Origin of the sequence: Roseibium marinum (assembly GCF_002906165.1) — a bacterium.
Lineage (GTDB): Bacteria > Pseudomonadota > Alphaproteobacteria > Rhizobiales > Stappiaceae > Roseibium > Roseibium marinum.
The window spans coordinates 112,757-139,670 of record NZ_PPCN01000008.1 but is presented as its reverse complement, the minus strand read 5'-3'; the positions used below and the strand labels follow the sequence as shown (position 1 = coordinate 139,670).

The following is a 26,914-nucleotide window of genomic DNA, read 5'->3' as shown; positions in this document are numbered from 1 at the left end:
ATCGATAATTAATATTATGAGCCTTAACAAGCGTTTTGGTAACTCGTTAACTATTTATAGTTGTGTGAACTAGCTGGTGGTGATTGGGTTTTAGTACCCGTTAACCTGAAACTGCTGCGGAAAATGTCCAATAAATCCAATTTTTGCGTAGATTTTAACTGTTGATCCGGTGTAATAGTCTAATGCTTGGTCTCCATTGAGTTTGGTGTATGGAGGCTTGTGAAGCAGTAAACTATGCGCTTCGAGCTGCGGGGGCTGCTATTGCGGTGCAAGTGGGACCTGAGGACCGGGTGGTGGGACCTGGAAGTCAGGGTGTTGCAAGACCCAGCCAGACTTGAAACAAAAAAGACAAGATCGGGCTTAAAAGTATGAACAATGTAGCTACCAAGATGGTCGCTGTTCCGGACATAGCTGGACCGGGACAGGATGTCGTGTTGGATGATCGCGCTCTTGCGATATCGGAAATGTCGGAGCGTTTCGAGGTAACGCTCCGGACTTTACGTTTCTACGAGGAAAAAGGTCTCCTCAATCCCGTGCGTAAAGGTGCCCGCCGTTTTTACGGTGCGCGGGACGTCTCCAGGATGCGTATCATTCTTCAGGCCAAGAAAATCGGCCTGACGCTTGCCGAGATTCGCAGAGTGATCAAGCTGGTCGAAAGCAACACCAAGCGCAAGGACCAGTACAAGGAAATCCAGGAAATCTGCAAAAATCAGCACGAAATTCTGATTGAACAGAAACAGATGCTTGATGAGCAGGTTGCCGAGGTGACCGAGATCCTGACAGTATTTGACAACCTGGTTAGATGATCCGACCCAAAGCCGGATGAATAAAACCCCAGGCTGCATCCGCATTCCGGGGTTTTGGTCATATTGGCGCCGTCCTGGCTGATATGCGCCGGTTCCCTCGTCGGCCGGACCTCGATCAAACTGTTTTCACATATTCCGACACGAAAACGGTTTGATCGGTCCTGAAGCCTTCGAACATTCCGCCCGCGCTCACTGGAACCCAAAGGCACACTGAGGGGAGCTCAGGAAGCTTTGGCCGTTTCCATCAGGTCCGTGAACCGCTTGAACAGATAATGGCTGTCTCGCGGACCCGGAGAGGCTTCCGGGTGATACTGAACGGAAAACACCGGTTTATCCTTCATTGCCAGACCGCAGTTGGATCCGTCGAACAGGGATATATGTGTCTGTGCGACATTTTCCGGCAGACTTTCCGCATCAACCGCGAACCCGTGGTTCATCGAGGTGATCTCGACCTTGCCCGTGGTGTGATCGAAGACGGGATGATTGGCGCCGTGATGGCCCTGATGCATTTTCAGGGTTTTGCCGCCCAGCGCCAGAGCCAGCATCTGGTGCCCGAGGCAGATGCCGAAGGTCGGTACGCCTTTTTCGACGATATCGCTGATCATCGGAACGGAATAAGTGCCTGTTGCGGCCGGATCGCCCGGGCCGTTGGACAAAAAGACGCCGTCCGGATTATGCGCGAGAACCTCTTCCGCCGTGGCGGTGGCCGGAAGAACGGTCACCTCGCAACCGGCCTCGGTCAGAAGCCGCAGGATGTTGCGCTTGATACCATAGTCGATCGCAACGACCTTGAACCGGCCACCTGTTGACTCTCCATAACCCTCACCCCATTTCCAAGGGGTCTGGGACCAGGGATGCGACTGGGTTGTGGAGGCGTCTTTGGCAAGGTCCATGCCGACGAGACCCGGCCAGCCAGCTGCCGCGACTTTCAGGCTGTCCAGGTCGAATTGTCCGTCCGGAGCGTGGGCAATGACACCGTTGGGAACGCCTTTTTCGCGGATCAGCGCCGTCAGAGCACGCGTATCGATACCGCTGATGCCGATCAAATTGCGGCTTTTCAGCCAGGTGTCGAGATGTTTCGTCGCCCTGTAACTGGCCGGATCGGTAATGGATGCCGCCAGAACCACGCCGCGGATCCCGCTCTCGGAAGCCATGTTGACCGTCTCGATGTCCTCATCGTTGGCGCCGACATTGCCGATATGGGGAAAAGTGAACGTGATGATCTGACCGGAGTAGGAGGGGTCCGTCAGGATTTCCTGATATCCGGTCATGGCGGTATTAAAGCAAATCTCACCAACGGCTTGTCCGGTGGCTCCGAGGCCTTGCCCCTCGATAACACTGCCGTCGGAGAGCACAAGCAGGGCGGTCGCCGGGGTCTCAGACCATGCGTCTGCAATCGTCATGTCTTGTTTCCAGAGTCTGTTGGTGACATCATGCGCTGCAGGAAAGGCGTCTGGGGCAGGCTGAAGGTGCCTGCAATTGGCCGTCTGCATCAAGCGCGAGACTCTATGGGAAGCGGCTGGGATCGTCAATAATGATCCTGTGAAAAAAGATCTTTACAATTCAATAGCTTGGCTGAGCATTCACAAAGGGCGCGCAAGCGCCGGGAGCCTCAGTGCGACAGGGGTAGGGTAAACCATGCGCGATGCAATGCGCGACAGAATCAATGTTGCCTTGAAGGCAGCGCAGGACGAAGGTGACAAACGCCGATGCGCGACCTTGCGTCTTGTCCAGACCGCGGTGAAAGACCGCGAAGCCGCTGCACGCGAACACGGCAAGGACGGCGTAAATGACAGTGAAGTAATTGAAATACTTCAGAAAATGGTCCATCAGCGTGAAGCGTCTGCCGAGGAGTTCGAAAGCGGTGGGCAGCTCGACCTGGCGGAGCAGGAACGTGTCGAGCAGGATATCATCCGGGAATTCCTGCCTGCACAGCTCAGTCAAGACGAAATGCGGACGCTGTGCGAGGAGACGGTCAAGGACATCGATGCCCATGGCCTGCGCGACATCGGCCGCTGCATGAACGAGTTGAAAACCCGGTATCCGGGCAAGATGGATTTCGTGCAGGCTTCCTGCCTGATGAAGGACATGCTGCGCATCGACGGCAACGGACCGAAAGACGCCGGCAAAGGCTAGGTCACGAACTCATAAATGAGGATGAAATGGCATCGGAAATGGCGAAACCTGGCGAGGAAGGGCGTGCGGAGCGGGCTTTTGCCCGGTCAAACGCGCTGACACTGCGAGGTGAAACCATTTCCATGTCCTACGGATTTGACCGGATTGCTCCTCCTCGGCGTCGCGAAAGGTTTGAAAATGAACCACATTTCCTGCACTTCCACTCCTTGATGAAGAGCAATCCAATCAAACCATTTCATGCTCATTTATGAGTTCGTGACCTAGGTTGCGGACCCATAAAATTATGCTTTTGGCTCCGCGACCAAGATTGCCGCCAGGCTAGCTGCCCGGATCTGCCTTTCCGTCTATCAACAGGTCATCCAGAGGATCGCCTGAAGGACTGGCATCGCCCGTCCGGACCTTCTATTTTATCTATCGTCTTACGCTTGGTCCCGCGGCGCCTGTCGCGCCGTGAGGGGCCGCCCGTATCCACCGAACTATGGATTGTCCGCGTTCCATGCGTTTTGAACCGCGTCTTCTTGATGAAATCCGCGCCCGGCTGACCTTGTCGGAAGTCGTTGGCCGGCGCGTGAGCTGGGACCGGCGCAAGACGCAACCGGGCAAGGGCGATTACTGGGCCTGCTGTCCCTTTCATCAGGAAAAGAGCCCGAGTTTTCACGTAGACGACCGGCGCAACCGCTACAAGTGCTTCGGCTGCGGAGCCTCAGGAGATCATTTCACCTTCCTGTGCGAAACCGAAGGTCTGAGCTTTCCGGAAGCCGTTGAACGGCTGGCGGAACAGGCGGGCGTCGGATTGCCCGCACCGGACCCGCAGGCGGCCCGCCGCGAAAAGAAACGCGCCGGGCTCGCCGAAATCTGCGAGATGGCCGCACGGTTCTTTCAAAACGAATATCAGGGATCGCGCGGCGAGGTGGCCCGTGCTTACTGCGCCAAGCGCGGGCTCGCTGCCGAAACGCTCGCCGAATTCCGGTTCGGCTTCGCGCCCGACAGCAGGGATGCCCTGAAGGCCTATCTTGCCGCCCGGGAGGTTCCGGAAGCGGACATGATCGAGGCCGGGCTTCTGATCCGGCCGGAGGACGGCCGGCCCGCCTATGACCGGTTCCGGGGGCGGCTGATGATCCCGATCCAGGACGACCGGGGCCGGGTGGTCGCTTTTGGCGGGCGCACACTTTCACCGGACGGGCAGCCCAAATACCTGAACTCGCCGGAGACGCCGCTGTTTCACAAGGGCGTCATGCTGTTCAACGCCCACAGGGCGCGCGAACCGGCCTTCAAGTCCGGAGAGGCCGTTGTCGTTGAAGGTTATCTGGATGCCATCGCGCTGTGGCAGGCGGGCATCCGGCATGTGGTGGCATCTCTGGGAACGGCGTTTACCGAAGACCAGATCCTGCGGCTGTGGAAGTTCGCCCCCGAACCGGTGATCTGTTTCGACGGCGACGCGGCGGGTGTCGCTGCGGCACACCGGTCGATCGACCGGATTTTCCCGGTCCTCAAAAGCGGGTTTTCGTTTCAGTTCTGCTTCCTGCCGGACGGGATGGACCCGGATGACCTGATCAAGCAGCGCGGCCTGGCCGGTTTTGAGGCGGAGGTCGGCAGCGCGCAGTCGCTGTTCAACGTCGTTTGGGACCGCGAGATTTCCGTCTCGCGCCTGGACACGCCGGAACGCAAGGCGGCCCTTGAAAAACGGTTCGATGATCTGATCGGCACCATTCGCGATGAACGGGTGCGCCGGCGCTATCAGCTCGATGTCAGGTTCAAGCTGTCCAACCTGTTTTTCGAGCAGGCGCGGCAGAACAGGAAGGGCGGCAAGAAAGACGCGGACAGTCTCTGGCTTCCGGGAAAGGCGCGTGAGCGGGTCGCGGCAAGTGACGATTTCGGGATCGAGCGCCTGATACTCGGTCTGGGCATGCGCTATCCACATCTGCTGGACCGCAACTTCGAACGTTTTTCGGGGCTGCCCTTCGTCAATGAGCTGCACACCCAATTGCGGGACGTGCTGTGCCGGATCGTCGACGATCTTGAAACGACACCCGTTGCCGACCTGACAAGCGGCGTGGATGAGCCGCTCAAGGACATCATGTCCGAGATGATGCTGGAGACGATCGGCCTTCAGGAGCAAAGACAAGCCGAGTTTTCAGCCCTGAACCACCGGTTCCCGCTGTTGAATTCAAATCCGCCCGAGGATTTCGTCGAAGGGGCCTTTGTGCATTTTCTGGATGTTATGGAACTGAATGCCCTGGAAGCGGAGCTTGCCTCCGAACTGACCGGCGCGGACGAACAGCTGGACGAACAGGCCTGGACACGGATTCAGGCGCTTACCCGGGATCTCAGCCGGCGGCGGGAGGAATGCACTCGCGACGAAGCCGACCTGGCGGAGCGGGCGCGGAAAATCAGAACCGCGCCGCCTGTGGCCGCCGCCGCCCACTAGGGTGTGAAGCCATTTCCGATGCCATTTCGTCTTCGTTTATGAGTTCACACCCTATAGCATCTTGTCTGCGTTCAACCGAACGCAGGATGCTTTGCCACTCCAAGACCGATCAACAGACTTCCAATCGATTCCGATTGGAAGTCTGTTGATCCAGACAGGAGTTCCGCTTCAATTCCGACGCTGTCCGAGCGCCGGAATTGAGGCGGCAAAGGGGCCGAAGATACGGGATTTGTTTAAATTTCCGATTTTTCAGGTCCGAAAAGGCGAAAAAGCGCTTTTTCCAATTGACCAATGACGAATCACACTTGCGAATCGTGGGCTTCGAGCTAAATAGAAGTTTTGCAGCTCGCGTGCGCCGCAGCCTTCAAGCCTGCTTGCGGCCTATAGTCTGAACAAGGATGCTGCAAACCCGTTTGAATACCGCTTCGGTATCCGCGATACGGATGCGAATTTAAAAAGACCGTGTGCTTCGTCGATGATGAATTCTCACAATGTCGATAAGGGTACGGTTAATAGGGACTTAAGGGACACGGCTTACAAACCTACCCAAGGGTGATTCTTTCAGACGCCGCCGCAGGTGATGCTGGCGCGCTGAGGTGAATTTGGTTTGAAGCTTAACAAGGGGCGCTGCGTGGCCCTTCCGGCCACGAACTGGAGCACGACATGGTAGCCAAAGCGACGCAAGCAGACGACAGTCAGGAAACGAGCACGGACGGTCCGGACGGTCCGCTGCTGGACCTGTCGGATGCGGCCGTCAAAAAGATGATCAAAGCCGCGAAAAAGCGCGGCTATGTCACTTATGACGAGCTGAACGAAGTTCTGCCCTCCGAGCAGGTGTCGTCCGAGAAAATCGAAGACACGATGTCGATGCTCTCCGATATGGGCATCAACGTGATCGATTCCGACGAAGCCGAGGACGGTCCGGAAGAGGTTGACGCCGGTGAACTGGTGACGGCCGCTCCCACAGCGGTGGCCAAGACGACCACGGCGAAGGAACCGGCCGACCGGACGGACGATCCTGTGCGGATGTATCTGCGCGAGATGGGATCGGTCGAACTGCTGTCGCGCGAAGGCGAAATCGCGATCGCCAAGCGCATCGAGGCCGGCCGCGAAGCGATGATCGCGGGACTTTGCGAAAGCCCGCTGACCTTCCAGGCGATCATCATCTGGCGCGACGAACTCAATGAAGCCAAGGTTCTGCTGCGCGATATCATCGATCTTGAAGCGACCTATGCGGGGCCTGACGCCAAGGCCGGACCGGCCGTTGCCAATGACGATGTGGCTCCCGGCGAGGGTAACGCCGCCGAGACCCCAGCCGGCGGAGCCTCCGAGGAGACCGAGAATTCAGAAGAAAGCGAAGAGGACGACGACGACGACGAGTTCGAATCCAACGTCTCCCTTTCCGCGATGGAAGCCGAGCTGAAGCCGGGTGTCCTGGAAACCTTCGACAACATCGCCGACAATTACAAGAAGCTGCGCCGCCTGCAGGATCAGCTGGTGGAAAACAAGCTGGCGAACAAGACCCTGTCGCCGAGCCAGGAGCGCCGCTACAAGAAGCTCAAGGAAGACATCATTGTCGATGTGAAGAGCCTGTCGCTCAACCAGAACCGTATCGACGCCCTGGTTGCCCAGCTCTACGACATCAACAAGCGCCTGATGGGCTACGAAGGCCGGCTGCTGCGCCTGGCCGACAGTTACAATGTCGACCGGACCGACTTTCTGAAACAGTATCAGGGCGCCGAGCTCGACCCGAACTGGCTGCGCAAGGTGGCCAACCTTTCCACGCGCGGCTGGAAGAACTTCATCGCCAAGGAAAAGGAAACCGTTCGCGAACTGCGTCAGGAAATCCAGACGCTGGCGACCGAGACAGGTCTTGAAATCACCGAATTCCGCCGCATCGTGGCCATGGTGCAGAAAGGTGAGCGCGAGGCGCGTATCGCCAAGAAGGAAATGGTCGAGGCCAACCTGCGCCTGGTGATTTCCATCGCCAAGAAATACACCAACCGCGGCCTGCAGTTCCTGGATCTCATCCAGGAGGGCAATATCGGCCTGATGAAGGCGGTGGACAAATTCGAATACCGGCGCGGTTACAAGTTCTCCACCTATGCGACGTGGTGGATCCGGCAGGCGATCACCCGTTCGATCGCCGACCAGGCCCGCACGATCCGTATCCCGGTGCATATGATCGAGACGATCAACAAGATCGTGCGAACCTCGCGCCAGATGCTGCACGAGATCGGCCGTGAGCCGACCCCGGAAGAACTGGCCGAAAAGCTGCAGATGCCGCTTGAGAAGGTCCGCAAGGTCCTGAAGATCGCCAAGGAACCGATCTCCCTGGAAACGCCGATCGGCGACGAGGAAGATTCCCATCTCGGCGATTTCATCGAGGACAAGAACGCGGTTCTGCCGATCGATGCTGCCATCCAGTCGAACCTGCGCGAAACCACCACCCGGGTTCTCGCCTCGCTCACGCCGCGTGAGGAACGTGTCCTGCGGATGCGCTTCGGTATCGGCATGAACACCGACCACACGCTGGAAGAAGTCGGCCAGCAGTTCTCGGTGACCCGTGAACGTATCCGCCAGATCGAGGCCAAGGCGCTCAGGAAACTGAAGCACCCGAGCCGGTCGCGCAAGCTGCGGTCGTTCCTCGACAGTTGATTGGCTGCCTGAAGGGACAAGGCTTTAAAAAAGACCCGGCGGAGACGCCGGGTTTTTCGTTTACAGTGTGGTGACTGAGCCTGGTTCATTTTCCGGACCAGATGTCCGGTTTCCGAGAAGTCCGTTGCTCCCGTGAGGCCGCCATTTTGGCAATAATCGCAGACATGAAAGAGCCGATGGAAGACGTTGAGGTCTCCGACCGGCGGTTCCTGGGCGCGGGCTTTGCGATCTCGCTGGCGATCCATGTTCTCATCGCGCTGGCGTTCGCCGGCTGGCTGGTTCCGCCGTTGCCTGCACCGGAGGTCGAACCGATCGAGGTGGAACTTGTGTCGCCTGACGAGCTGCCGGCTCCAGAAGCGGAAACTCCAGAGCCGGAGGTCGCGGAAGCTGAACCGGAGGAGGCCCAGCCGGAAGCTGCCGGGGAAGCCGAGCCGCCATTGCCACCCGAACCGCCTCAGCAGCCGGAGGAGCAGCAGCAGGCAGACATCCAGGAGCCGCCACCGCCATCCGTGATGCAGCCGGTGACCGAATTCGGCGAAGAAGATGCCGGACCGCAAGACGACGACACGGATGAGCAGGATCAGGCCGTCACTGAAACGGTCGCCGGCGAAGAGGAGGATACCGAGGTCGAAGGGGAGGCTGAGGCGATCGAGGAGGAGAGTGACACCGCAGAGCTTGACGGGACGGCCCGGGACGAAGAGCTGATTTCCGAACCCGAACCCGAACCCGAACCCGAACCCGAACCCGAACCCGAACCCGAGACGGAGACGGAGACGGAGACGACTGACGCCGAACCGGAAGAAACCGGAACGGACGCTACGCGGGACGTTGGCGTGGACGGTGAGGAAAGGGCAGAGGATTTCGGCATTGTCGGGCCGATTGTGACTGACGCCACCCCGGCGCCCAAACCCGCCCGGCCGGCCGCTGTCGCGCGTCGGGAGACCAGCAGCCAAGATGCCAGTCAAAATACTGGCCAGAACGCAGGCCGGAACACCGCTCCGCGAAGGGATCTGCTTGCCGCCAGAGAACTCTATTCACGCGACATTCTGGACGACCCGCGCACCAGAACCGCCATGCGGGGCATGTCCCAGGGGGAGCGGCTCAACCTTCTGTGCATGACCGAATTACGCGCCCAGCTCACTGTCGCGAGCCCGGCGCCCCCCGAATTGCTGCCCTCGTTCCGCCCGCAACCCGGCACCGTCCTGGAACCCGGCCGCGCGGCCTTCAAAGGCCTCGGCAGGTGGTTCGACGTCGCCTTCCGTTGCGAGACGGACAGCGGCGTGACGCGGGTGGAGACATTTTCCTTCAAGATCGGCAAGGAGATCCCGCAAAGCCAGTGGCTGGAGCGGGGACTGGTGGGGTTTTAGAGCAATCCATACAGCCCAACAGTCATGAGAGATCGTAGACTTCGATCGTCCCGAGCGGACCAACCATCAATGTCTGCTGGGACTTGAACGGGAACGGATCGAAGGCGGCAAAGGTGCCCTGGTCCGTGGAAACTGCCTTCGCCAGCTTGCTCGTGCCATCAGCTCCAAGAAAATAGCCGATCCTGAAATACGCGTTCATGGAGAGCGTTCCGCTGGCGGGAGGGACCTCGTCGTGGCCGGTGTAGGGGCTCCAAGGAAAGACCGGTTGCACCTGTTTGACGCTCTTGTTGACAGATTGGCCCGGCTTGATGGCGGTCACGAAGGGTATGTTGACCCGTTCAACGAGCTTGTTTTCAGGCACTTTCACGATCTGGCGGCTGAGCACAATCTGTCCCTGCTCCACCGTTGCATAGCAAGAGTCGATCACCGGATAGACCGATCCATCATAGTCACCATGCAGAATATCGAAAAGATAGGCCGTCCGGTCGGATTTGTTGGTCACCTGATAGGAGAGGTCGAGGCCCGTGCCTCTCTCGCCAAGCTGCGCAGTCAGAGTGATAGCGTCGTTTTGACTGGTGAACGTTGGCATTGCAGCCGCTTTCTTCTGGAACAAACTGGTGAGACCGAGAACTGTCAGGCCGTAGAGGAAATTGCGCCTGTCAGTAATAGGTCCGCTGGGGCTGTTGGGGATCCCATTCATCACGGATTGAGTTTTCACTGTAAGGCTCATTGTCATAAGGCGGAATTCCTGCTGTTTTTACCTCTTCTTTGATGATCTGCGATTTCTTTGTCGGGTCGGAGGGATCGGGCTGGTTGTCATTGTCGACCTCGGTCACGTCGATCTCACCATAGGCGGCATGTTTGGCGTGGATCATTTCATGGGCAAGGCCGACTTCGGGCGGCCGGGTCATCCAAGTGTCGCTCGAACCGAGCGATGTCGTATTCGGGTTGTAATGCACCGTGGAATCCGAGCCGGAACCCGGATTTCCGCTGGAATCGACTGTGCCGGCATTGGTGAAGCCATCGACCTCGTTGCCGCCACCGGTTTCCTTGATGGTGATGGTCTTGCCGGACTTGTGCAGATCGTTCAGCATCTTTGCACCTGATGGTGTCTGCGCAATCTTGGCGAGCGCGGCCACCGTTTTTTCGCGGAACGCTTCCGTGCCTTCGACCTTTATCGCCGGGCCGACATTCGTTGTGCCGACGGGACCTGGCCCAGCGCCTGCTGCCGCACCGGCGGCTCCTCCAGCTCCCGCACCGGCACCTCCTCCGCCACCGCTGGCTCCCGACATGCCTATCAATACGGTCGGAAAGCCGGTGACAATCGCGCCACCTTTTAGGGTCAGGTCCGTCATCCGGGCCGCTGGCATTTTTTCTACCAGCACGTTCCACGCACCCGTCACGATCGGGTCACCACCCATTGGCGGCGGCGGGCCGACACAGACGCACATGTCAGTCACCCGCGCCTGGGGCATCTTTCCCGTCAGGACCGTATAGGCGCCTTTCCAGACAATTGGTGCCGGCACGCCCATGCACATGGGGCAGGTATGCATATCTGAAATTCGAGCGGCGGGAAATCCCATGAAAAGTCCAGCTTTTTTCTAAAAAACAATGTGGAAATTCTCATCCGCGCGCGCTTTATAGTCAATGCCGTCACATCACACTTTTCACGATTGCGACCGTTTCCCGTTTTCGGTTGCTGAAAAATCCGGTTGAATTTTCAAATGTATGAAAATAAAGAAATTTCAGACTTGGAAATTTAATGCGTGCATTATTTTTCTATCATAGGTAGTGTCTGCGTTGTGATTCATCCCAAGCCTGCCGAGAGGTCGCCATGGGCATTTCTGACAGTACGACACCCTATCTGCAAAGTCTTTTGCGTTTTGTGGCCGGTCTTGTTTTCTTGCAGCATGGCACGAGCAAGTTTCTGCATTTCCCTCACAGCCAAATGTCAGAAACACTGGTGATGAGCGCCAGTGGCATTGCCGGCCTGATCGAACTGACCGGCGGATTTCTGATCACAGTGGGCCTGCTGACCCGGCCCGCAGCCTTTCTCGCTTCGGGAACCATGGCTGCCGCCTATTTTACCGCGCACGCACCGCAGGGCTTTTTTCCGCTTCTCAACGGCGGCAGTGAAGCAGTGCTCCTGTGCTTTGTGTTTCTCTTCCTGTCCGCCGCCGGGAGCGGCCCCTTGGGCCTGGACCGGATCTTGTTCGGGAAAACTGCTTAGGGTGTGGCCTCATAAATGAAGCCGAAATGGCATCGGAAATGGCGAAACACCGTTAGGAAGCGTGCGCGGAGCGGGCTTTGTACCCGGTCAAGCACGCTGACGACACGGGATGAGGCCATTTCCATGTCCTCCGGATTTGACCGAATTGGTCCTCCAAAGATCAACCTGCTTTCGTGTGAACACGAAAGCAGACAAGTTGATCGCACGCGAAGTGGTCGAGCATCTTGTCCGTGTTCGAGTGAACACGGGATGCTCGAGCGTCGCGAAAGGCTTGAAAATGAACCACATTTCCTGCGCTTTCGCTCCTTGATGAAGACCAGTTCGACTCAAACCATTTCGGTTTCATTTATGAGTTCACACCCTGGGGTACGGACCCGGATCGAATGTGCCTGCGCAACTTAAATTAATAGCTCCGTCCCCCTTGCGCCGTTTTTTCCACGCAGGCAAAGTCGCGGTCAGGTCGCAGTCCAGCTCCAGCGAGATCCCATGCCCAACAAACAGTCCCGGTTTCTGATCGACACCTATTTCGCAGCGTTCAATGCCGGCGATACCAGGAAGATGGAAAGTCTGGTCGCCGACGATCTGGTTCATGACGTCAATCAGGGGGAGCGGCGGGTCGGCAAGGACAAGTTCTGGTCCTTCAATGTGCATATGAGCCGCTGCTACAAGGAGCGCCTTTCCGATATCGTGCTGTTCGTCAATGAAGACGGCAACCGTGCCGCGGCCGAATTCATCGTTCACGGCAGCTATATCGACACCGACGAAGGCCTGCCGCCGGCCAACGGCCAGACCTACAAGCTTCCGGCAGGCAGTTTTTTCGAAATCCGCGACGGCAAGATCGCCCGCATCACCACCTACTACAATCTGCAGACCTGGATCGACCAGGTGAAGGGCGAAAAGGTTGCGGAAAAGGCGTGACGCCTTGAGGTTCCCGCCGGTTCCGTTTGCCGTCGCCCTTGAGCCCCGCGTGCCGGGGCCCCGATCTGGCAGGTATTGATTGCCGCGAAACTGCGCAAGCGCACCGGCAAGGGTCCCGGTCAGGGCGTTTCGGCTCCGTCGTAGTCCGGTACTCGCCGCTCGATCCAGGCGTTGAGCCCTTCCCGGGCATCGCGGGTTGAGGCCATGCGCGCGAATTGCTCCTGCTCGATCTGAAGACCTTCGGCAATACCGGTGTTCAGGCCGCGGGTCACGGCCGTGAGGATACGGGCGGCGGCAAGGGGCGAGTGGCGCTGGATGCGGCCGGCCAGGTCGAATGCCGCGTCCAGGACTTTCTCCGGCGCCACAACCTTGTTGACCAGTCCGAGTTCGAAGGCCCGCTCCGCCGGGAACGGATCGCCGGTGAGCAGCAGTTCGAGGGCACGCTTTCGCCCGGCGAGCCGTGGCAGGCGCTGGGTTCCGCCGAAGGTGGGCGGGATGCCGAGATTGATTTCTGGCTTTGCGAAAAGGGCGGTATCGGCGGCAACGGCAAGATGCACCGCTTCGGCGATCTCGCAACCGCCGCCATAGGCAAGGCCGTTGACGGCGGCAATGACCGGCTTGGGGAAGGATTCCAGCCGTGCCGTCATCGCCTGGCCCCTGCGGCAGAAGTCCCGAACGGCGATGTCGGCTCCCGCCGCGATGCTTTTAGAGAATTCGTGGATGTCGCCACCGGCGGAGAAGGCGCGCCGCCCGGCGCCGGTGACGATGATCGCATGGATCGCATCGTCCCGTTCCAGTTCATCCAGATACCGCAGGATCAGGTCATTGGTGGCGTAGTTGAGCGCGTTGAGCCTTTCCGGCCGGTTGAGCGTCAAAAGCGCTGTTTTTCCCTGGCGGTCGAGTAGCACGGTCTCGGACATGGTTGTCTCCCTTTTCATCCTGATGTGCGGAGGCTAAAGAGTGCGAGCGTTGAAGTATATTCACTGGTGAGTATACTTCGGATATGAAACGACCTTCGTCAAACGCCCGGGACCGCATTCTGACGGCCGCGAACAAGCTGTTCTACGCGGAGGGCATCCGCGCGGTCAGCCTCGACACCATCGCGGCGAAAGCCGGGATCACCAAGAAGACCGTCTATTATCATTTCAAGAGCAAGGACGACCTGATCGAGGCCTATCTGGTCTCCCGGGACCAGCCCAATCTGGAATTGTTCCGAACCTGGTTCGAGGCGGCCGACGGGGCATTGCCGGACAAGGTCCAGGTCATCTTCCAGAACATCGCGGCTTCCGCCCGGCATCCGAAATGGAAAGGCTGCGGCTTCCTGCGCACGGCTGCCGAGCTCGCCAACATGCCCGGCCATCCGGCGATGAAGGTCGGCGCGGCCCACAAGAAGAAATTCGAGGCCTGGATGGCGGAGGAGTTTCAAGCCGAGGGGGCTGAAATGGCCCCGGATATGGCTTGCGATCTCGCCCGCCACGTCGTGCTGTTGCTGGATGGCGCCTTCTCGACGATCCTGGTGCACCGGGACGCGGCTTACGCCGAAGCCGCCGGGGAGGCGGCAAGAGTGCTGGTTGCAGGGGCTGTCGGGAGGGCGTCTCAACGCGCGTGACAGCAGGCAAAGACGCGGCCACTGGTTTTCTTCGAGGCGTTGCGTTGGTCGTCAGGTTAACCGTTCAGCGCGCGGGTGTGCCTTTGGCGCGGAACCGGCGTTTCTGGGCGGCGATGCGGAACTGGGCGTTGGCGGCGCCGTACCCCTTGTAGCCGCCACGGCGCTCGACCACCTCGAAGAAGAAACCCTCGCCATAAGTCGGGCTGTAAAGCTGGAAATATTCTCCGCTGCCGTCCCGGTCATAGAGGATGCCGGATGATTTCAGCGCATTGAGAAAATCTTCCTCCAGACCAAAACGGGCGTCGAGATCATCGTAGTAGTTGGGCGAGATCTCGAGTGGGGTGAATCCGTTGCGCGTGAGCGCTTTGACGGTCTGGAAGATATCTCCGGTTTCAAAGGCAATGTGCTGGATGCCGGACCCGAAGCCTTCGGAAATGAAATGTCCGGCCAGGGTCTTGCGATTTTCAGCGCCATTGAGCGTGACCCGCAGGCTTCCGTCCGCGTTTTCGATCGCCTGGCTGCGCACCAGACCGGCGGGATCGATGACATCCACCATGGCCGTCTTTTCCGTGTCGAAGATGGAGCGGTAGAACAAAAGCCAGGTCAGCATCTCATCGTAGTTCATGGTCTCGGCGATATGGTCGATGCGGGTCAGTCCGGCATCGCCGGGCTTGAGGCCGTCCTCGACCCGCTCAAACTCGGTCTCCCAGACCTGCGACAGATCCTTGCTGTCGTCGATGAAGTGGATGACGCTGCCGCCGAGGCCGCGAATGGCGGGGATTTTCAGTTCACCCGGTCCGACCGGCTGTTCAAAGGTCTTGGCGCCAAGCGTTTCCGCCCGGCTCACGGTGGCTTTCGCATCGGCGACCTTCAGACCTATGTCGCATACATTGGTGCCGTGGCTGATGTAGGAGGCGTGGGCGAAGCCATGCGGGTCCGTGTTGATGACGATGTTGATGCCGCCCTGGCGCCAGAGTTCGACATCCTTGGACATGTGCCTGCCGGTTTTCCGGAAGCCGAGGCTGGCGAGCATTGTCACGAGCTCCTCGGCTTCTTTGCGGTCGGCGGCGAATTCGACGAATTCGATGCCCGCGACCGGCACACGGTCGGGCATCTCCGGCACGATGATCCTGCCGCTGGATTCGGTCCGGCGGACCTGATCCATCAGGAAAAGCAGTGACCGGTAGCCGTCGACCGCGATGGATTTCGGCGACCCGCCACGGAACTGGTCGTTGAAGATTTCGAGGGACAGAACGCCGTCATAGCCGGTTGCGGCCACCGCCCGCATGAAGCCGGTGACATCCAGGTCGCCTTCGCCGGGCATGTTGCGGAAATGGCGGCTCCAGTAGAGCAGGTCCATGTCGAAATTCGGTGCGTCGGCCAGTTGGACGAAGAAGATCTTGTCGCCGGGGATCGCGCGGATCGTGTCCGGGTCGGTCTTGCGCGCCAGGGTGTGGAACGAATCCAGGATCAGGCCGATATTGGGGTGATCCGCCCGGCGGACGATTTCCCAGGCATCGCGGTGATCATTGATGAAGCGGCCCCAGGCCAGCGCCTCATAACCAACCCGGATGCCGCACCGGGCGGCCAGGTCGCCCAGTTCGCGCAGATCCTCGGCGGCCCGGTCGATACCGCCCTGCGCAAGCGGTGAGACATTCGAGCAGATCAGCACGAGATCGGCGCCCATCTCCTGCATCAGGTCGAATTTGCGTTCCGCACGCGCGAAAGTGCGGCTGCGTTGCGGCTCCGGCATGCCCTCGAAATCGCGGAAGGGCTGGAACAGGGATATTTCCAGGCCGTGGTCGTGCACCATCCGGCCGACATCCTTCGGGCTGCGGTCGAAGGCGAGAAAGTCATTTTCGAAGATCTCGATACCATCGAACCCGGCCGCGGCGATGGCGGACAGCTTTTCGGAGAAGTCTCCCGCTATGGAGACGGTGGCAATGGCGGTTTTCATCGGCTTCTCTTTTTGGCTAGTAGCCCATCGCCCGTGGCAGCCAGATAACTGTTTCCGGAACAAAGGTGAGGAGCAGGAGGACCAGCACCTCGACCAGGAAGAACGGCAGGATGGCCCGGGTCAGCCGCGCCATGCCCACCTGCGCGATGCCTTCGGCGACGAAGAGACACAGGCCCAGCGGCGGCGTGATCAGGCCGATCATCAGGTTGAAGATGACCAGAATGCCGAAATGGACCGGATCGATACCGAAGCCGACCGCCATGGGATGCAGGATCGGCACCAGCACGAGCATGGCGGCAATGCCTTCCAGGAACAGGCCGACGAACAGGAACAGGAGGATGGTTGCGATGAGGAAGGTGGTTCTGCTGTCGACATTGGTCAGCACCCAGTCGGTCAGCATGTTGGGTACGCGGTTGTAGGTGAGCACCCAGTTGGCGGCGGATACGGCTGAAATGATGATCAGGATGACCGCGCTGTCGCGCATGGCTTCGGAGAAGAGCCGCGGCAGGGCGGATAGCGCGATGTTGCGATAAACGAAGATCCCGAGAAAGAGCGCATAGGCGACAGCAAAGCTGGCGGCTTCCGTCGGCGTGACGATGCCGAGCAGGATCGAACCGACCACGAATACCGGCATGAGCAAAGGCAGGATGCCACCGAGCAGCGCCCTGCCCACGGGCTCGGCGGTCAGCCCTTCGCTCTGATTGCCCCGATCCACCTTGACCGTCAGCATCACGAAGACGGACAAGAAGATCGCCAGCAGGATACCCGGAACGATGCCTGCCAGAAACAAGGCCGGTACAGAGACGCCGGAGACGATCAGCGCGTAGATGATCACCGGGATCGATGGCGGAATAATCGGGCCGATGACGGAAGAGGCCGCCGTCAGTGCCGCCGCGAAGGGGCGCGAATAGCCGTGCTTTTCCATCTCCGGAATGAAGACGCGGCCGATGGCCGAGGTGTCGGCGACGGCCGAACCGGACAGACCGGCGAAGATCACCGAGGCCCAGATGTTGACGAGGGCAAGACCGGCGCGCAGGCGGCCGACGACAACATTGGCGAAGGCGATGATCCGGCCGGTGATGCCGCTTTCGTTCATGACTTCGCCGGCCAGTACGAACAGCGGAATGGCGAGCAGGGGAAAGGAATTCATCCCCTTGAACATCTCGGTTGCGACAAGGCGCAGGGAATAGGGTGCTTCACCGGTTCCCATGAAGACCAGAAGCGCCGCAATGATGGCAAGGGCAATCGGAACGCCGGTGGCCAGGCCGATCAGGAGGATTGCGTAGATCATGCAGGCACCGCCTTGAAAGACGAGATACGCTCAATGAACTTCAGGAAGGCCGCAACAGCCAGCATCGCGCCACCGATCGCGATGGCGTATTGCCAGGTGCCGACCTTCGCGATCCAGACAAGACCTTCAATGCCAGTGGTTTCGGCGAGCCAGTTGCCGGTGGACTTGAGACCGGAGGCATCGAGGTGGCCGCGGCGAACCGTGAAGGCGTGTCCGGAATACGCCAGCGCAATGCCGGTTACGCAACTGGCCAGATCGACGGCGGCAAAGAGTTTTTGCCGGGCGGCGTCAGGCAGGAAGTCGGTGATGACGGTGAAGCGGATATGCCGGTCCTGCATATAGGCGAGCGCCAGACCGAACATGACGCCGTAGATGGTCAGGTAGATGGGCAACTCCTCACCCCAGGAGACCGACTGGCCGACCGTATAGCGGCGGAGCGAGTTGACGAAGATGATGGCAAAGACCAGTGCCATCGAGAGTCCTGCTCCTGCGCCAAAAAAGCTTCGGGCAATTGCATTGAGCGTTTTCATGTCTCTGGCCCTGGTGGCGCCCCGGACCGCTTGAGGGTCCGGGGTTCCGGGTTTTGTGTTACTGGTTGGTCGACGCGACGGCTTCCTGGAGGCGGTCGATCCAGACCGCATCCTCACCCAGTTCGCCGCGCAGATATTCCACAACGGCCGGCTGGGCCTTTTCGGCGAAAGCCGCGATTTCCTCAGCCGTCGGGGAATAGACCTGCATGCCTTCAGCCTGAACCTTGTTCACGCCTTCCGCCGTGCCCCATTGCTGAATGGAGCGGCCCATGTTGCCGGCAACCCGTGCGGCACGCGCGACCACGGCCTGCTCGGCCGGGGAAAGGGACTGGAAGAACTCGTCCGAAATCAGAATGAAGTCGGCGGCGTAGACATGGCCGTCGAGGGTCATGAACTTCTGCAGCTTGTGCAGACCGTTGTTGTAGATCACGCCGACCGGGTTTTCCTGGCCGTCGACCACGCCGGTCGACAGGGCGTTCGGAAGTTCGGTCCAGGCGATCGGTGTCGGTTCGCCGCCGAGGCCCTTGACCATTTCCACGTAGAGCGGGATCGGCTGAACACGGAACTTCAGGCCCTCCATGTCCGCCGGGGTGCGGATTTCACGCGTGCCGTTGGTGAAGTTGCGGAAACCGGTCTCTCCAAAAGCCAGCGTTCTGAGGCCGGTCTGGGCCAGGCAATGCTCGGCCAGTGCTTCGCCGAATTCGCCGTCCAGAACGTCCCAGGCGACGGTCGCCGAGGAGAAGGTGTAGGGAATGTCGAGAACGGAGGCGGCCGGGCAGGCCTTGGACATGGCACCTGAAACCAGAACCACCTGTGTCACGTTATCCTGCGCCTGGGCGACGAGTTCGTCCTCATTGCCGAGCGCGCCGGCCGGGAACAACTCGACGGTCAGGTCGGTTTCCCCTTCGACGATATTCTTGAAGATGTGCGCGGCGGCACCCTTCTTTGAAGCCGTCCACTCGTCCGGGTCCACATGGGCGACGCGGATGGTCTGAGCCCCGGCTGTGCTGGTGGCGGTGGCGGCAAGACCCAGCGTGAGCAGGGCTGTTGCTGCCAGGGTTGAGAATTTGAAACGCATGACTTCCTCCCAATTGCGTTCTGGAAGAGCTTGCCTCCCGATGGGGGCAAGGTCGTCCAACACATTAAATACGATCAACCCGCTCAAGAATCCGATGAGAGCGGGCTGATCTAAGCATCCGCGGTTGCCCGCGGTATTATGTCGAAGGCGTCGAAGGCCGCCTTCATACGAACCGGATCGGCGCGCCGGCCGGTGAAGAGCGTGAAGGCCCGGACGGCCTGAAAGACCGCCATGCCGGACCCAGGCAGGACGCGGCATCCCATCTTTGCCGCCGCGGCCAGAAGTTCCGTTTCCAGAGGGAAATAGACAATGTCGGCGACCCACATTCCGGGCCGCAGCAAATGGAGCGGAAACGGTGTTCCAGGTGACTTGGCCATGCCGACGGGGCTGGCATTGACAAGGCCGGACAGATCCAGGCTGACAGCCTCGCCAATGCTGGTGACCGGCTCGACCGTCAGGCCCGGACGGTTTGCCTGAACCAGCCTGGCCAGTTGTCCGGCACGGGAAGGATCAAGGTCGAAGATCTTCAGGTGCCGGACGCCGCAATCCGCCAATGCGTGGGCAACGGCAACGCCCGCTCCCCCCGCGCCGATGAGAAGCACCGTCTCCAGGGGCGCGTCCGGCATGTTTTGCCGGAAACTTTCCGCAAACCCCCAGAGATCGGTGTTGTGGCCGATGCGTTTGCCGTCCCGGAACACGATGGTGTTGACCGACCCGACGGCCGCAGCGTTTGGCGAGAGTTCATCGAGAAGCGCTATTACTTCCATCTTGAACGGGTAGGTGACGTTGAGACCGTTGAAGCCGGTCATCTCCGCCGCGTGCACAATATCTTTTATGTTTTGTTCGTCAGTGGGAAGCAGATCGACATCGAGGATACGATAGACGCCGCGCATGTGCTGGGCCACCGCTTCCGACATATGCATTTCCGGGGTCCTCGATCGCGCGATACCGCGCCCGATCAGTCCGGCCAGCAAAATGTCACTCGCGCTGCTCACCCAGCTTCCTCCCGCAAACACAGCCTTTGACCGGCGCATCCTTTTCGAGGGGCTTTTCCTCCGGCGGCGGCTTCGTTCGGATCGCAAAATGTACTAACCAGTTAATTCAGTCAAGAGAAATGTACCGGACGGTTAATTAGAGCTGGCGCGATGTGGCGCGCTGGGCTAGAAAAAGGCATGTCGATCAACGAGACAGTGGCTTCTGAAAAAAGTTCCGCGCGCGCCCGCTGGAAGCAGGATCCTGAAGGTGTGCGGGCCAATATCCTCGCCGTTGCGCTTGAGGAATTCGCCGCCAACGGCCTTTCGGGTGCCCGAATGGATGAGATTGCCGCCAAGACACGATCGTCCAAGCGCATGATCTACTATTATTTCGGGGACAAGGAGACGCTGTACCTGAAAGCGCTCGAGGCGGCCTACAAGAAAGTCCGTCAGGGTGAGGAGCAGCTGGATCTCGAGCATCTTGGCCCGCGCGAGGCGCTGACGAGGCTTGTGGAGTTCACCTTTGAACACCATCGCAACAATCCGGCTTTCATCCGCCTGGTCATGATCGAGAATATCCACCACGGCCGGTATCTGGAGCAGTCGGCCGAGATCAAGAGTCTCAACGAAGCCGCCATCTCCCAGATCGAACGGGTCTATTCCAAGGGCGCCGCCACTGGCGTGTTCCGGGAAGGACTGGCGCCGTTGAGAATTCACTGGCTGATTTCCGCGATGAGCTTCTTCAACGTCTCAAACGCGACGACATTCTCCATGCTGTTCGGCCAGGAACTGCTCTCCGCAGCCGGACAGACCGCCCTGAAAGGGGATGTCTCGGAGACTGTGCTGCGGTTTGTGGCCGCCTGACCCGTAACGTTTCTCGGATCCTCTGCCGCCTGTCTTGCCCTGGCCGGTACAGCCGTTGACAGAATTAAGATAACCATATAACTAGAAATATAGTTATATTGGCGAGGCAGGAATGGATCTGGAAGAAGCCGCTCAAGGATTTGCCGCGCTGGGCTCGGAAGCCCGGCTGCAGGTGGTGCTGGCGCTGGTCAAGGCCGGCGGGAAAGGTCTGACGGTGGGGGATATCCAGTCCCGGACCGGGATGGCGGCCTCGACCCTTGCCCATCACCTGCGCTTCCTGTCCTCTGCCGGGCTCGTGCTGCAGGAAAAGGACGGCCGCTCGGTGATCAGCCGGGCGGCCTTCGATCATCTGGACAGCCTGGCCGGATACCTCCTCAAGGAATGCTGTGCAGAAGAAAACGGATGTGCGGACGACGGCGGCTGCGGTGCGCCCGACGCGGAATTGGAGATCTTGAATGACTGATACTCTGGAAACGCCCGGACTGGCCGAGAGCTCGGGAGCCGCGAGTTGCTGCGCACCCAAAACGGCCTGCTGCAGCACGCCGGCGCCGAAATGGTCGTGGAAGGCTATTCCCGGACAGAAATATCTGTTCTCGACCTGGGCCATCGTGCTGGGGGTGCCGTTGCTGGTGCTGATCCTCGATCAACCGCAATTCGTCTCCTTCGTCAGTTTCGCTGTCAGGGCTTTTCTGGGAACGCTGCCCTATATCGCCTTCGCCGTGGCGCTGATCGCCTGGCTCAAGGCCGCGGGCGCGGAGGCCTATGTGGGCAAGGCGTTTGAGGGAAGAGAAACGGTGGCCATCTGTCTCGCGGCGCTCTTCGGCGGTCTTGCCCCGTTCTGCTCCTGCGAGGTCATTCCCTTTATCGCCGGGCTTCTGGCCGTGGGCGCGCCGCTTTCGGCCATCATGGCCTTCTGGCTGTCCTCGCCGCTGATCGATCCGCCGACCCTGCTGATCACCGCCGGCGCACTCGGCTGGCCCTTTGCGATCGGCAAGGCCGTCTTCGCGGTCTCTCTGGGTCTGTTCGGCGGAGCGGCGGTTGCGCTTGCCATGAGGGCAGGGATTTTCGCCAATCCGGTCAGGAGCGGTTCGGTGGCGAGCGGATGCGGCTGCGGGGCGTCACCTCAGACGGGCCGCCCGGTCTGGATGTTCTGGCGGGAAAGCGTGCGGACAGCCAAATTCGGCGCCGAGCTGAAAGCCAATGCAGGCTTCCTGATCAAGTGGCTGGCGCTCGCTTACGTCCTGGAGGCCGCGCTTGTGACCTATGTTCCGGCGGATCTGATCGCAAGCGCGGTCGGTGGCGGTGGCTTCGGATCAATCGTGATTTCAGCGCTCGTGGGTATGCCCGCCTATCTCAACAGCTATGTCGCTCCACCGCTGCTCGCGGGCCTGATGGATCAGGGCATGGGGACAGGTGCCGCCATGGCGTTCATGATCGCGGGCGCCGTCAGCTCCATTCCGGCAATGGCGGCGGTCTGGTCGCTGGTCAAGCCATCGGTCTTTGCCACCTATCTTGGCCTCGGTTTCGCGGGCGCCGTTCTGTCCGGCGTGATCTTTCAGCTGGTTGTTTGAGGAGCAGGCCATGCGCACCAGTGTCACCGTTACCGTTGCCCCCCATGGGGAGCGCTCGCGCCGGCTTCTGGTTCCGGTCGGCCTGCCGACGCCGCACCAGATGCCGGCCGGCTTCGAGGTCACGGGCGGGAGCGTTGCCCTGACCGGTGAAAGCACGACCGGGCAGATGGCGGCGCTCATCACTCCGGCAGGCGGGGAGCCTGTGGAGGTGCGTTACAGTTACCTGGAGCGCGGGCCCGGTTATCCTGATGCGATCTTCGTCCCACGCCTGAACCGCTATACGCAGGCGGCGAAGGAGCTGGTGTCCGACGCGATCGCAATCGCCGAAGCGCAAGCAGACGGCCATGCCGCCATCCAGGCGCTGGTCAATGCCGCCGCAGAGAAGTTCCGCTACGCTCATCCCGATGTGCGCTTCAACGAGGGCTGCGACGAGGTTCCCTATCTTTCGTGCGGCTTGACGGAGGGGTCCTGCGTCGACATCAACACCTATCTGATCGCGAGCCTGCGTGCCGCCGGATACGAGGCGGGATACCTTACCGGCTATTTCTTTCCGCGGGAGAAGAACGGCTGCTGCGTGGACGGTCACTGCTGGGTGGCGACCCGCCACGACGGCGTTGTTCTGGAATGGGATATTGCCCACCACCTGAAGATGGGCACACGCGAAATCTGCTGCGGTCTCAATCCCAAGCCCGGTGACCGGGTGGCGGTGGCCCATTCCATGGGCCTGGCTTTTCCCGAGCTTGGCATCGCCTGCGAAAAGCTGATCAACGAGCCGGCCTGGGTGAGCGGTGACGGGCGGCTGGAAAAGGCCGAAGTCACCATCCGGCGCGAGATTGTCGGCAAGGCCGCTGCCGCGTAAGGGGGCTCGGGAGCGATGAAGTTCCGGCTCAGGGCCGGGACAGCGTAGTGTTTCAGTCGTTCCCGTTCTGCTTTCGGGCCGCTCTCGGGTCTTTCCGGACGGAGCGACGCGGAGATCGGGGACCATGTGTTCACCCCCGTTTGCGGCTGAAAACCATTTTCTGGTTGGCGAGCCGCTCCTTCGGGCCGGTCCAGGCATAGGCCAGAAGGGCCGGTTCGAGTTTGGAAACGGTAATGCGGTGTGTGTGTTCCGGCGGGTTGAAGATCATCGATCCGGGGGCGTAAACGCCCTGATGATTTTCCGAGACCGCGCCGGAAAGGCAGATATAGCTTTCCGAAATCTCGCTGTGGGAATGGGCCGGATAGGTGCAGCCCGGCGCGAACAGAACCAGCCCGAGGATCACCTCCGTCGTCAGGACAGGGCCGTTGGGGCCGCAGATTTCGGCATAGGCATAGGTCCTGTCGAGGCCGCGCGGCACCTTCTCGTACCCGTATTGCCAGATCAGATGACCCTGAATGCTTTCCACCGCGCGGATGAGAGGCGCGGTGCGCTCCTGCCGCCCTTCGTCCAGGGCACGCTTCAGATGCGCCGTGACCGGCTTTTGCGCCGGTGCGTCAAAGCGGATTTCCGAATTGGATTTGCTGACCCTGCTGATGGCCTCGCGGACGGTGCGTTGATGCGCGCGGATCTTCTCGCTGCCGCCGGAGGAAAGAAACCGGTAGGCCTCGTAAAATTCCCGCAACAGGTAGCCCCAGTCCGGATAATCCGACAAGCGCCGCTGCGCCAGGGTTTCTTCCGTCTCGTTGTCTGGTTCCATCACGTTCCGTCCTCCCGGACCTGAGAGATTTTCCCCTGAAATAATCCGCCTGAAGCTCCGGGGCACCTTTTTTTCCGGCGTCGGCAAATGCATAACCGGCATGTAGAGGTTACAGGGTCCGGTCTTGTCCATGAAATCATGAATCTCGGCCCCGTTTCCCGATCCGCCGGATCGCATCGCAGGATGGTTTTCGCATGACAGTACTTGTTGCCGGAGCCGGAATTTCCGGACTTTCCACGGCCTGGGCCCTGACGAAGCGGGGCGTGCCCGTCACGCTTCTGGAGCAGGGGCCGATCCCCAATCCCTTGTCGGCTTCCGGCGATCAGCACCGCATCATCCGCCGGGCCTATGGAGGTCAGGGCGGATATCAGCGCCGCATCGGCGCGGCCTATGACGCCTGGGACGAAATGTGGTCGGACCTTGGAGAAAAGCATCTGGTGGAAACCGGCTTCATGCTGCTTTGCCAACAGGAAGGCGATGGCGCGGACATCTACCGGGACGGCCTCATCGAAGGCGGCTACCCGTTCGAGGCGCTGTCGCCCGAAGAGACCGCCGCGCGCTACCCGTTTGTCGATCCGGCGACCATCCGCTACGGCGCGGTCAGCGAGGAAGGCGGCGTGTTGCTGTGCCAGAAGATAGCCCGCGGTCTGCGGGACTGGCTGAGCGCAAACGGCGCGACAATCCGGGAGAACTGCAAGGTGACGGCTGTCGATGCCGCGGCAGGCTCCGTCACCCTTGCCGACGGGTCCGTCCTGAGCGGCGACCATGTCATCGTCACGGCAGGCGCCTGGATGCTGGGCCTGTTTCCGGATCTTTCGGCAAACCTGGCCACCTATCGGACGGCCGTCGTTTATCTGACGCCGCCTGAGGATCTGAGGGAGGCCTGGGAGCGCAGTCCATGCATTCTGGATCCGGGTGGACCGATTGACGGCTATGTGCTGCCGCCGGTGCCCGGAACGGGTCTGAAATTCGGCGCGGGCATTCACAAATACAAGGCCTTGCCGGATCAGGACCGGGTGGCGAAGCCGGGTGAGGGCGAGATCCTGCGCGATTACTTCTCGCCGCCCTTCGCGCGGATCGGGGAGTACCGCGTCGACGACGTGGTGACCTGCGCCTATACCTTCACGGCTGACGAGCATTTCTTCGTCAAAACCGGGGACAGGACAACCATCGTCTCGGCCTGTTCCGGTCATGGCTACAAGTTCGGCGCCGTGGTCGGCCAGAAACTGGCGGAAGGGTTGATCGCGAAGGATATGGACAGCGCGCGGCTCTGGCTGGAAGCGCGGGACTGACCTCCCGCGTTCAGCTGAACGCGGGAGGTTTTATCATGTCAGGCTCCTTCAGGCGCGGCTTGAGATCATTCTCATCAGGCTGCGGTCCTTCAGGGCGAAATGGTGATAAAGCGCACCCGCCACATGCAGCGCGATCAGGATGATGAAGAGCGGCTTGCCTAGTTCGTGGATTTCTCCGGCCTCGCGGATGCCGCCAAACCAGGCGGCCAGACCGGTGAGCGGCACAACGATCATCAGCAGATAAAGCAGGCCGTGAACCGCCCTTGCGGCGAGTTCCTGAAGCCTGGAAGCGGGAACGGGCGCGGGAACGCCAAATCTGGCCCGGACAACCAGGCGAAGAACGGTAAGCACCAGCACGGCGATGCCGACCCAGATATGCGCATTGCCCATGAAGGCCGTCACGGCGTCCGGTGTGCCGTCACCGCGCAGGGCGCGTTCGAGGTCCTTCATGCTTTCGCCGAAAACGAGCTGGAAGAGAATAAGAGCGGCAATCGCCCAGTGAATAAGAATATGAACAGGACTGTAGGCAGCTGGCTGTGTCTTTGACATGGCGGGCTCGGCCTCCTTGGGTTGGGACAGGTCCAGTTTGAACGCCAGTTCGTTCTGCCATATTCTTCCGGCAGGTGTTAACGCGAAACTGTGTCACTCAGTAACAGCACGTATCCGGTAGCGCACCGGGTCTTCCGGGCGCGGCGATGGTTCATGCAATTTGTCAGGAAGCGAAATTTGACTTTACGGCTTCAAGTCTTTGCCCGGCCTTCTTCATCCGTATTCCAGGAGCAACCCGGTGATCCCCACTTCAGGAGTTTTTCTGCCAAAACTGCAATTTCGCCATGAATGTTCAGCGGATGATGAGCAGATGAAGCAGATCTTCTCTGACAATAAAAAGGATTGGCAATGGCGGTCGAGATCAGAAGCCTGACGGGCGATGACCTTAAGGAGACACTGGATGATCTCGCCCGCCTGAGGATATCCGTCTTCCGGGACTGGCCCTATCTTTATGAAGGCTCGCTCGACTACGAGGCCGGTTATCTCGAGCGCTATGCGCGCAGCGAAAACGCCGTGATCGTCGGCGCCTATGACGGGGGGAAGCTGGTCGGGGCCGCGACGGGCGAACCGCTCGGCGGCGAGCTGGCGGCTTTCCGGACGCCGCTGGAAGCACGCGGCTATGCGCCCGCGAATATTTTTTACCTGGCTGAATCCGTGCTCGATCCCGTCTATCGCGGTATGGGGATCGGCCACCGGTTCTTTGACGAACGCGAGGCGCACGCCAAACGCCTCGGTTTCACCCAGGCCGTATTCTGTGCCGTCATCCGCCCGGGTGATCACCCCATGAAGCCGGCGCAATACCGGCCGTTAGACGCGTTCTGGCGCAAGCGCGGCTACGGGAAACTGGATGGTGTGATCGTCCGGTTTCCCTGGATCGATATCGGCGACAGGCTGGAAACGGAAAAGCCGATGCAGGTCTGGACCCGGTCCCTGCAAAGCGATCCGCCTGCACGGGGGTGACCATGAAGGCGGAATGGTTC

At 60.1% G+C, this 26,914-nt stretch carries 26 protein-coding genes; 15 read left to right on the top strand and 11 right to left on the bottom strand.

Going from position 1 to position 26,914, the window contains the following annotated elements:
- Positions 1-431: 431 nt before the first annotated feature.
- The gene (locus CLV41_RS17750) at positions 432-806 is read left to right on the top strand and encodes a MerR family transcriptional regulator (RefSeq protein WP_208987575.1); all 375 of its coding nucleotides are present in this window, start codon (positions 432-434) and stop codon (positions 804-806) included.
- 221 nt (positions 807-1,027) lie between these two features.
- Here CLV41_RS17750 and carA read toward each other — a convergent pair whose 3' ends face one another.
- A complete protein-coding gene (gene carA / locus CLV41_RS17745; RefSeq protein ID WP_103223765.1) occupies positions 1,028-2,209 on the bottom strand; it encodes a glutamine-hydrolyzing carbamoyl-phosphate synthase small subunit in 1,182 nt (393 codons plus the stop codon).
- 247 nt (positions 2,210-2,456) lie between these two features.
- On the opposite strand from carA, the gene CLV41_RS17740 reads away from it, so the two are divergent.
- The 5 genes from CLV41_RS17740 (at position 2,457) to CLV41_RS27595 (ending at position 9,395) form a co-directional block, all read left to right on the top strand.
- Positions 2,457-2,942, top strand: coding sequence for a GatB/YqeY domain-containing protein (locus CLV41_RS17740; RefSeq protein ID WP_170107251.1), 486 nt, complete (start codon positions 2,457-2,459; stop codon positions 2,940-2,942).
- 26 nt (positions 2,943-2,968) lie between these two features.
- The gene (locus tag CLV41_RS27600; RefSeq protein WP_146048595.1) at positions 2,969-3,193 is read left to right on the top strand and encodes a hypothetical protein; all 225 of its coding nucleotides are present in this window, start codon (positions 2,969-2,971) and stop codon (positions 3,191-3,193) included.
- Positions 3,194-3,438: 245 nt separating this feature from the next.
- A complete protein-coding gene (dnaG, locus tag CLV41_RS17735; RefSeq protein ID WP_103223909.1) occupies positions 3,439-5,370 on the top strand; it encodes a DNA primase in 1,932 nt (643 codons plus the stop codon).
- A gap of 663 nt (positions 5,371-6,033) precedes the next feature.
- Entirely contained in the window at positions 6,034-8,028 is a 1,995-nt protein-coding gene (gene rpoD / locus CLV41_RS17730) for an RNA polymerase sigma factor RpoD (protein ID WP_103223763.1), read from the top strand.
- Positions 8,029-8,204: 176 nt separating this feature from the next.
- Positions 8,205-9,395, top strand: a complete 1,191-nt coding sequence (locus CLV41_RS27595; protein ID WP_146048594.1) for a DUF930 domain-containing protein — start codon at positions 8,205-8,207, stop codon at positions 9,393-9,395.
- A gap of 22 nt (positions 9,396-9,417) precedes the next feature.
- Here CLV41_RS27595 and CLV41_RS17720 read toward each other — a convergent pair whose 3' ends face one another.
- The gene (locus CLV41_RS17720; protein ID WP_103223761.1) at positions 9,418-9,984 is read right to left on the bottom strand and encodes a hypothetical protein; all 567 of its coding nucleotides are present in this window, start codon (positions 9,982-9,984) and stop codon (positions 9,418-9,420) included.
- Between the two features lie 70 nt (positions 9,985-10,054).
- The gene (locus CLV41_RS17715) at positions 10,055-10,978 is read right to left on the bottom strand and encodes a M91 family zinc metallopeptidase (RefSeq protein WP_103223760.1); all 924 of its coding nucleotides are present in this window, start codon (positions 10,976-10,978) and stop codon (positions 10,055-10,057) included.
- A 251-nt stretch (positions 10,979-11,229) separates the two neighbouring features.
- Here CLV41_RS17715 and CLV41_RS17710 point away from each other — a divergent pair, with 251 nt between their 5' ends.
- Both CLV41_RS17710 and CLV41_RS17705 read left to right on the top strand, forming a co-directional pair.
- Entirely contained in the window at positions 11,230-11,625 is a 396-nt protein-coding gene (locus CLV41_RS17710; protein ID WP_103223759.1) for a DoxX family protein, read from the top strand.
- Between the two features lie 486 nt (positions 11,626-12,111).
- A complete protein-coding gene (locus CLV41_RS17705) occupies positions 12,112-12,543 on the top strand; it encodes a ketosteroid isomerase-related protein (RefSeq protein ID WP_103223758.1) in 432 nt (143 codons plus the stop codon).
- Positions 12,544-12,662: 119 nt separating this feature from the next.
- Here CLV41_RS17705 and CLV41_RS17700 read toward each other — a convergent pair whose 3' ends face one another.
- A complete protein-coding gene (locus tag CLV41_RS17700; RefSeq protein ID WP_103223757.1) occupies positions 12,663-13,463 on the bottom strand; it encodes a crotonase/enoyl-CoA hydratase family protein in 801 nt (266 codons plus the stop codon).
- A gap of 83 nt (positions 13,464-13,546) precedes the next feature.
- Between CLV41_RS17700 and CLV41_RS17695 the strand changes: the two genes are divergently transcribed.
- Positions 13,547-14,152 (top strand): TetR/AcrR family transcriptional regulator, encoded by a 606-nt coding sequence (locus tag CLV41_RS17695; RefSeq protein ID WP_103223756.1) that lies wholly within the window; start codon positions 13,547-13,549, stop codon positions 14,150-14,152.
- Between the two features lie 64 nt (positions 14,153-14,216).
- On the opposite strand, the gene CLV41_RS17690 is transcribed toward CLV41_RS17695, so the two are convergent.
- The 5 genes from CLV41_RS17690 to CLV41_RS17670 form a co-directional block, all read right to left on the bottom strand.
- The gene (locus CLV41_RS17690; RefSeq protein ID WP_103223755.1) at positions 14,217-16,109 is read right to left on the bottom strand and encodes a bifunctional sugar phosphate isomerase/epimerase/4-hydroxyphenylpyruvate dioxygenase family protein; all 1,893 of its coding nucleotides are present in this window, start codon (positions 16,107-16,109) and stop codon (positions 14,217-14,219) included.
- 16 nt (positions 16,110-16,125) lie between these two features.
- Positions 16,126-17,400, bottom strand: a complete 1,275-nt coding sequence (locus CLV41_RS17685) for a TRAP transporter large permease (protein ID WP_103223754.1) — start codon at positions 17,398-17,400, stop codon at positions 16,126-16,128.
- Positions 17,397-17,873: a TRAP transporter small permease gene (locus tag CLV41_RS17680; RefSeq protein WP_208987574.1), complete on the bottom strand. Its 477-nt coding sequence runs from the start codon at positions 17,871-17,873 to the stop codon at positions 17,397-17,399. The genes CLV41_RS17685 and CLV41_RS17680 overlap by 4 nt, the downstream gene beginning before the upstream one ends.
- Positions 17,874-17,988: 115 nt before the next feature.
- A complete protein-coding gene (locus CLV41_RS17675) occupies positions 17,989-19,008 on the bottom strand; it encodes a DctP family TRAP transporter solute-binding subunit (RefSeq protein WP_103223752.1) in 1,020 nt (339 codons plus the stop codon).
- A 110-nt stretch (positions 19,009-19,118) separates the two neighbouring features.
- On the bottom strand, positions 19,119-20,003 hold the full coding sequence (locus CLV41_RS17670) for a shikimate dehydrogenase (protein WP_235867169.1): 885 nt from the start codon (positions 20,001-20,003) through the stop codon (positions 19,119-19,121).
- 177 nt (positions 20,004-20,180) lie between these two features.
- On the opposite strand from CLV41_RS17670, the gene CLV41_RS17665 reads away from it, so the two are divergent.
- The 4 genes from CLV41_RS17665 to CLV41_RS17650 all read left to right on the top strand — a co-directional run bounded on the left by CLV41_RS17665 (position 20,181) and on the right by CLV41_RS17650 (position 23,276).
- Positions 20,181-20,846 carry a TetR/AcrR family transcriptional regulator gene (locus CLV41_RS17665; protein WP_103223750.1) on the top strand — a complete coding sequence of 222 codons (666 nt, stop codon included), beginning with the start codon at positions 20,181-20,183 and terminating at the stop codon, positions 20,844-20,846.
- Positions 20,847-20,958: 112 nt separating this feature from the next.
- Positions 20,959-21,309 carry an ArsR/SmtB family transcription factor gene (locus CLV41_RS17660; RefSeq protein WP_103223749.1) on the top strand — a complete coding sequence of 117 codons (351 nt, stop codon included), beginning with the start codon at positions 20,959-20,961 and terminating at the stop codon, positions 21,307-21,309.
- Complete coding sequence (locus CLV41_RS17655; RefSeq protein ID WP_103223748.1) at positions 21,302-22,417, top strand: permease; 1,116 nt, start codon at positions 21,302-21,304, stop codon at positions 22,415-22,417. Before CLV41_RS17660 ends, CLV41_RS17655 begins: the two co-directional genes overlap by 8 nt.
- 10 nt (positions 22,418-22,427) lie before the next feature.
- Positions 22,428-23,276 (top strand): transglutaminase-like domain-containing protein, encoded by an 849-nt coding sequence (locus CLV41_RS17650; RefSeq protein ID WP_103223747.1) that lies wholly within the window; start codon positions 22,428-22,430, stop codon positions 23,274-23,276.
- Positions 23,277-23,406: 130 nt separating this feature from the next.
- Here CLV41_RS17650 and CLV41_RS17645 read toward each other — a convergent pair whose 3' ends face one another.
- Complete coding sequence (locus CLV41_RS17645; RefSeq protein ID WP_103223908.1) at positions 23,407-24,093, bottom strand: dimethylsulfonioproprionate lyase family protein; 687 nt, start codon at positions 24,091-24,093, stop codon at positions 23,407-23,409.
- Positions 24,094-24,287: 194 nt separating this feature from the next.
- On the opposite strand from CLV41_RS17645, the gene CLV41_RS17640 reads away from it, so the two are divergent.
- Complete coding sequence (locus CLV41_RS17640; RefSeq protein ID WP_103223746.1) at positions 24,288-25,385, top strand: NAD(P)/FAD-dependent oxidoreductase; 1,098 nt, start codon at positions 24,288-24,290, stop codon at positions 25,383-25,385.
- A 48-nt stretch (positions 25,386-25,433) separates the two neighbouring features.
- Here the strand turns inward: CLV41_RS17640 and CLV41_RS17635 are convergent, their stop codons facing one another.
- Complete coding sequence (locus tag CLV41_RS17635; protein WP_103223745.1) at positions 25,434-25,934, bottom strand: cytochrome b; 501 nt, start codon at positions 25,932-25,934, stop codon at positions 25,434-25,436.
- 348 nt (positions 25,935-26,282) lie between these two features.
- Between CLV41_RS17635 and CLV41_RS17630 the strand changes: the two genes are divergently transcribed.
- Positions 26,283-26,894: a GNAT family N-acetyltransferase gene (locus tag CLV41_RS17630; RefSeq protein ID WP_103223744.1), complete on the top strand. Its 612-nt coding sequence runs from the start codon at positions 26,283-26,285 to the stop codon at positions 26,892-26,894.
- Positions 26,895-26,914: the final 20 nt, after the last annotated feature.

What these genes read in the sequence shown, in the direction of transcription:
- CLV41_RS17650 (WP_103223747.1), top strand. Translation starts at nt 22,428, where the DNA reads ATGCGCACCAGTGTCACCGTTACCGTTGCCCCCCATGGGGAGCGCTCG.
- CLV41_RS17645 (WP_103223908.1), bottom strand. Translation starts at nt 24,093, where the DNA reads ATGGAACCAGACAACGAGACGGAAGAAACCCTGGCGCAGCGGCGCTTG.
- carA (WP_103223765.1), bottom strand. Translation starts at nt 2,209, where the DNA reads ATGACGATTGCAGACGCATGGTCTGAGACCCCGGCGACCGCCCTGCTT.
- CLV41_RS17640 (WP_103223746.1), top strand. Translation starts at nt 24,288, where the DNA reads ATGACAGTACTTGTTGCCGGAGCCGGAATTTCCGGACTTTCCACGGCC.
- CLV41_RS17705 (WP_103223758.1), top strand. Translation starts at nt 12,112, where the DNA reads ATGCCCAACAAACAGTCCCGGTTTCTGATCGACACCTATTTCGCAGCG.
- CLV41_RS17700 (WP_103223757.1), bottom strand. Translation starts at nt 13,463, where the DNA reads ATGTCCGAGACCGTGCTACTCGACCGCCAGGGAAAAACAGCGCTTTTG.
- CLV41_RS17675 (WP_103223752.1), bottom strand. Translation starts at nt 19,008, where the DNA reads ATGCGTTTCAAATTCTCAACCCTGGCAGCAACAGCCCTGCTCACGCTG.
- CLV41_RS17665 (WP_103223750.1), top strand. Translation starts at nt 20,181, where the DNA reads ATGTCGATCAACGAGACAGTGGCTTCTGAAAAAAGTTCCGCGCGCGCC.
- CLV41_RS17630 (WP_103223744.1), top strand. Translation starts at nt 26,283, where the DNA reads ATGGCGGTCGAGATCAGAAGCCTGACGGGCGATGACCTTAAGGAGACA.
- CLV41_RS17740 (WP_170107251.1), top strand. Translation starts at nt 2,457, where the DNA reads ATGCGCGACAGAATCAATGTTGCCTTGAAGGCAGCGCAGGACGAAGGT.
- CLV41_RS17710 (WP_103223759.1), top strand. Translation starts at nt 11,230, where the DNA reads ATGGGCATTTCTGACAGTACGACACCCTATCTGCAAAGTCTTTTGCGT.
- dnaG (WP_103223909.1), top strand. Translation starts at nt 3,439, where the DNA reads ATGCGTTTTGAACCGCGTCTTCTTGATGAAATCCGCGCCCGGCTGACC.
- CLV41_RS17685 (WP_103223754.1), bottom strand. Translation starts at nt 17,400, where the DNA reads ATGATCTACGCAATCCTCCTGATCGGCCTGGCCACCGGCGTTCCGATT.
- CLV41_RS17655 (WP_103223748.1), top strand. Translation starts at nt 21,302, where the DNA reads ATGACTGATACTCTGGAAACGCCCGGACTGGCCGAGAGCTCGGGAGCC.
- CLV41_RS17635 (WP_103223745.1), bottom strand. Translation starts at nt 25,934, where the DNA reads ATGTCAAAGACACAGCCAGCTGCCTACAGTCCTGTTCATATTCTTATT.
- rpoD (WP_103223763.1), top strand. Translation starts at nt 6,034, where the DNA reads ATGGTAGCCAAAGCGACGCAAGCAGACGACAGTCAGGAAACGAGCACG.
- CLV41_RS17660 (WP_103223749.1), top strand. Translation starts at nt 20,959, where the DNA reads ATGGATCTGGAAGAAGCCGCTCAAGGATTTGCCGCGCTGGGCTCGGAA.
- CLV41_RS27600 (WP_146048595.1), top strand. Translation starts at nt 2,969, where the DNA reads ATGGCATCGGAAATGGCGAAACCTGGCGAGGAAGGGCGTGCGGAGCGG.
- CLV41_RS17715 (WP_103223760.1), bottom strand. Translation starts at nt 10,978, where the DNA reads ATGGGATTTCCCGCCGCTCGAATTTCAGATATGCATACCTGCCCCATG.
- CLV41_RS27595 (WP_146048594.1), top strand. Translation starts at nt 8,205, where the DNA reads ATGGAAGACGTTGAGGTCTCCGACCGGCGGTTCCTGGGCGCGGGCTTT.
- CLV41_RS17720 (WP_103223761.1), bottom strand. Translation starts at nt 9,984, where the DNA reads ATGCCAACGTTCACCAGTCAAAACGACGCTATCACTCTGACTGCGCAG.
- CLV41_RS17695 (WP_103223756.1), top strand. Translation starts at nt 13,547, where the DNA reads ATGAAACGACCTTCGTCAAACGCCCGGGACCGCATTCTGACGGCCGCG.
- CLV41_RS17690 (WP_103223755.1), bottom strand. Translation starts at nt 16,109, where the DNA reads ATGAAAACCGCCATTGCCACCGTCTCCATAGCGGGAGACTTCTCCGAA.
- CLV41_RS17680 (WP_208987574.1), bottom strand. Translation starts at nt 17,873, where the DNA reads ATGGCACTGGTCTTTGCCATCATCTTCGTCAACTCGCTCCGCCGCTAT.